At 31.7% G+C, this 4,224-nt stretch carries 2 protein-coding genes; both read right to left on the bottom strand.

All coding sequences use genetic code 11. The features are described 5' to 3' along the window. Positions 1–132: 132 nt before the first annotated feature. Entirely contained in the window at positions 133–1,224 is a 1,092-nt protein-coding gene (locus RWR88_RS08595; RefSeq protein ID WP_140450092.1) for an IS1595 family transposase, read from the bottom strand. A gap of 233 nt (positions 1,225–1,457) precedes the next feature. After that, positions 1,458–4,076 (bottom strand): N-6 DNA methylase, encoded by a 2,619-nt coding sequence (locus RWR88_RS08590; RefSeq protein WP_314451845.1) that lies wholly within the window; start codon positions 4,074–4,076, stop codon positions 1,458–1,460. Positions 4,077–4,224 lie beyond the last annotated feature (148 nt).

Raw genomic sequence — 4,224 nt, 5'->3', positions numbered from 1 at the left:
TCTCATTTGAGCATTCTAATCTAAATGAAAGATTTAGTCGTTATCTAGTACAGCCTCTAAAATTTTATGTCTCACTACATATTGTTGAGAACAAACCAGATTATGTCTTTCTCTCATATAGTTTTAAAGTATCTAAGCGACAGCTAAATATTGGTTATCGTTTGAGGCTTCCAAACACAAACTTTCTAATCCGAATTTTGCCGTAGGCTTCTTATTTCCCTGCCAGTAACCTGTTAAATCTCGTGAAGGTCTCGCTTTCAAACAGCGTTTTAGTACGTTGTCGAATTTGTCTTTATCTGACTGGTAACGAAAATCCTCACGCCATGCGGTTTCATTCGCATAGTGCATCATGTAATTATTTCCCATCTTATGATACACACCCATAATCATTCTTCTAAATCTTGCAAAGAAGGATTCTGCTAGGTTATTGGTGGTGCCATCAATCGAGCAATATTCTTGCGAATGGTTTACGCGACATAAGTCATAGTGAAATTCCAAGCCATCATAAGCAGGATTTTCATCAGCACAAATTGTAGATTTTTGTGCGACTAAGCGATGTGTTAAAGCAAACATATCATCAGCATTTTCCTCTTTAACTAACGCAACGAGTGTGCGGTCGGCTCCTTTCATTATTTCCTGATTTGCAGCTTGTTGACGGAAAACCATAACGCAGGATTTATCTTTACGTTGGTGACATCTCTTACGTCTATCAATTCGCTTATGTTTAAAATTTTTTGGGCGAAGGTAGTTATTCACATAACAACCATCAATATGAATAATACCCGTGAGTGGTGTGTAATCTTGAGTTTTTTCGACTGCTTCACGGAATTTATGTAGTAATGCCCATGACGTTTTATATTGCACGCCAATATGACGAGATAAGTTAAGAGCAGAAATCCCTTTACTATTGATAGTGAAATAATAAACCGATAACAATAGCTTTTTTAGGGAAAGTTTAGTGTGCTGAAAAATCGTACCACTTTTTACAGAAAAACGATGTTGGCAATGCTTGCACTGCCATTGCTTACGAGAAGAAATAAAATAGGCTTTATGCTCAATCTGGCAACGAGGACATTGAACAGTATGAAAACAATGAGAATTTCCCCAACGAGCATTTTTAAGAAGGATGAGTATTTCGGTATCAGATAAATCGTAAATAGCGAACGCAGAGAGATTGCGAAGTGCAGAAAGTAAAAGTGGTGATGTTTTCTTGTTGTTTTTCATTTTTTTCGTTCAACGTGCATAATCAACTTTCAACTTATTGTTTTGTAGCCAATAAGTCATGTTTCTCTTGCTAAATTGGTTGAACGAATTAAATATGAAAAAAAGCAAACGAGAAGATTTGCTCAAAAGTGGGTGGCATTTTAGATCAAAGTTTGCATGATTGACAAGAAGAAAAAGCAACCTATTTTAAGGTTGCTTTAAATGAAGGTATGTATAACAACATTCAATTAATTTCATACTAATACTATATGACTAGGTCTTTTCTCTACATCAAAAGTATTATATGTCTCAATATTTTCTTTATTAGCCTCTAAAAAAGATTTAAGAGATACAGTTCCCATTTTTAATCTATCTACAAAAGGTTTAATTGCCTTTCTTTCTGACTCAGATAATAACGGAATAACTATATTTTTAGCATCGCTAGCACTTATTTCTGCCAATCCATCTGAACCTCTAGCTAATGATCTCATTTGAATAGCCCATGCTTCAGTATTTAAAAAAGCGAGAAGATCAGCGAGAAACATTTCTTTACCTTTTTGTAGACGACATCTGTGACAACCATTAGTGACTATTATATCTGTTTGATATTCACCTATATAACACCATTTAGCTGCACTTCCCCAAATTGCTCCAAAATACAAATCATTTGGTTCAGCAAAATGTTTAGCTCTACTAGGTAATTCCCAACCGTACATTTCTTGGCTAGTAAACTCCCCATAAGAAATATCTTCTAATTGAACATATTTGTAACGACTTGTCTTAATTAGATTGCTTTTTTCTCCAGATGAAGATGTTTTTTCAGGAATAAAATCAACGATATCCCCTAAATGCAGATGTTTCCTTGATTTTATATCATATATAATATTTTTTACTTTATTTAAATATCGTTTGGGGTCTAATGTTAAATCTAAGTCATCTAATATTTCTTTTATTGAAATACAATAACTCCCATTATAAATATTTTTTTCATTATTTAAATTAAGCAAATCTGAAACATTATCAGTTGTTCTAAGCCAACTAAAATGATTTAAAGCTGATACAGAATGTCTAATTCTATCCAAAACGACAGGGAAATCAGTATTTAATATAAGCTCTCCATTTTCATCAGATATAAAGCTACCATCCATAGAATTTCTTTTATATATAGGTTTTGCTATTTTATTTCCAGCCTCCCAACCTAAATTTTCAATAGCTTCTATAAATAAGCTGTAGTCATCAGAATCTGAAGATGATTTTAATGGTTCTCTTCTTTTTTCAAGAAACAATATACTGGCACTAACATCTGCACCACTACTCTTAAAGCTAAATCTAGGTAAGGCACAAATACCCGCTATTTTTACATGACGTAAAAGCCATTCTCTAAAAACTAAAAATTTTTCGGAACGATTTCCTAAGTAGCCATTAGGGAGAATTATTGCTATTCGTCCTCCTTTTTTTGCTTTCCTAACGCATAATTCTACAAAAAGAAGCCCTGATTCTTGTTGTGGTAATAATGTATTTTTATCTAAGGTAAATATATTTTTTACTAATTTCCACTGAAATCCTAAATCAAAGTTTCTAAGAACATTAGATCTTTTTTCTAAAATCTTACTACCAAATGGCGGATTGCATAATATTAAATTATACTGCTTATCATCACTATTTATTGTTTCTAATGAATCTATTTTCTTTATATTAGTTTTTCCATCACCATTTAATACCATATTTAATATAGCTACTTGGACTGCATTATCTGAATTATCATTACCCCAAATATAATCGGCATGTCCATGATTAAATTTTCTAGCAGTTTGAAATGCTGCAACCAAAAAGTCCGCACTACCACAAGCAGGATCAAAAACGTGTTCACCAAACTTTAAGTTCATTACATCTACAATAAAATCTGTTATTGGTGTCGGCGTAAAAAATTGTGCAAGATCCCATTTATAAAGTGATTTTGCAAATTTCATATAAAATGATTGTATTACATCTCTTTTTGAGTATGTAATTCTGATAGGAGATAACACTTTTAGTATATCTAATAATGCATCATTTTTTACTTTAAAATTTGAATCCAGAGATTTTGGCAAATGAGAACCATAAAAATCAATAGCACGACTTAACAGATTTTTAAATCTAGGGATAGAAATGTCATCTGGTATTCCTAAAGATCTGAAATCTTGAATTTCCATAGCTTCGGTAGGCTGTCCTTCCTTGCTATGCTCATCAAATATTTTTACCAACAAGATTTTTAAGATTAGTTCATATCTTGCTGAAATATCAAATCCTTGTTGATGGAGAATGTTTTCAATATGATCAAATATTTCAATTAAATTATTGCTTGGTTCTGTTTCATAAAATGAAATAGGCTTTATATTTATAGAATTGCCAAATTTAGGTAATAAATTTATTAGACCTTCTCTAGTATCTCGTTTACCATCTGAAAAATCTTGCCAAAAAACTCGCTGTTCTAGATTATCCCAGTATAATCCTAAACACTTTTGTAATTTAGCAAAATCTAAAAGTGGTTTAACTTGAGTTTCTTTCACATAATCCGATTTTGAATTATCTTTTTTAACTTCACATAGTATGATTGCATGCTCTAAAATTGAATCAACATCATTTAAAATTGTACTTTTATCAACATCTAATACAGCAAGATCACATCTAACACTATTTCTTCCATCGTTACCAAACTTCTTAACTATTTGTTCAATAATGATATTTTGCTTTGGATAACCTTGTGATAATAAATAGTGTATTGCTTGTATTCTATAATATTCTTCAGTGTATGTTAGTTTATTTTTGGATTTTTTAGTTGCTTTTAATACGCCTCGTATTGGGCAAATGAGTTGAACTTGCTCTACTACCATTATGCCACCGCCTTTTTAACGATAACATTTGGCAAGATTTGAATATTGTTCATTTTTTCGTTCCTTATAGAATTAAGGTCAAATTATTGTTTATCTGATATTTCTTTAAAAGAAATAGCAAAGGCATCCTTTAAATTTTCAGGCATAG

Source organism: uncultured Granulicatella sp., from assembly GCF_963528195.1.
Taxonomy (GTDB): domain Bacteria; phylum Bacillota; class Bacilli; order Lactobacillales; family Aerococcaceae; genus Granulicatella.
Note: the sequence above shows the minus strand (reverse complement) of the source record. Positions and strands in the feature narration are given on the sequence as shown.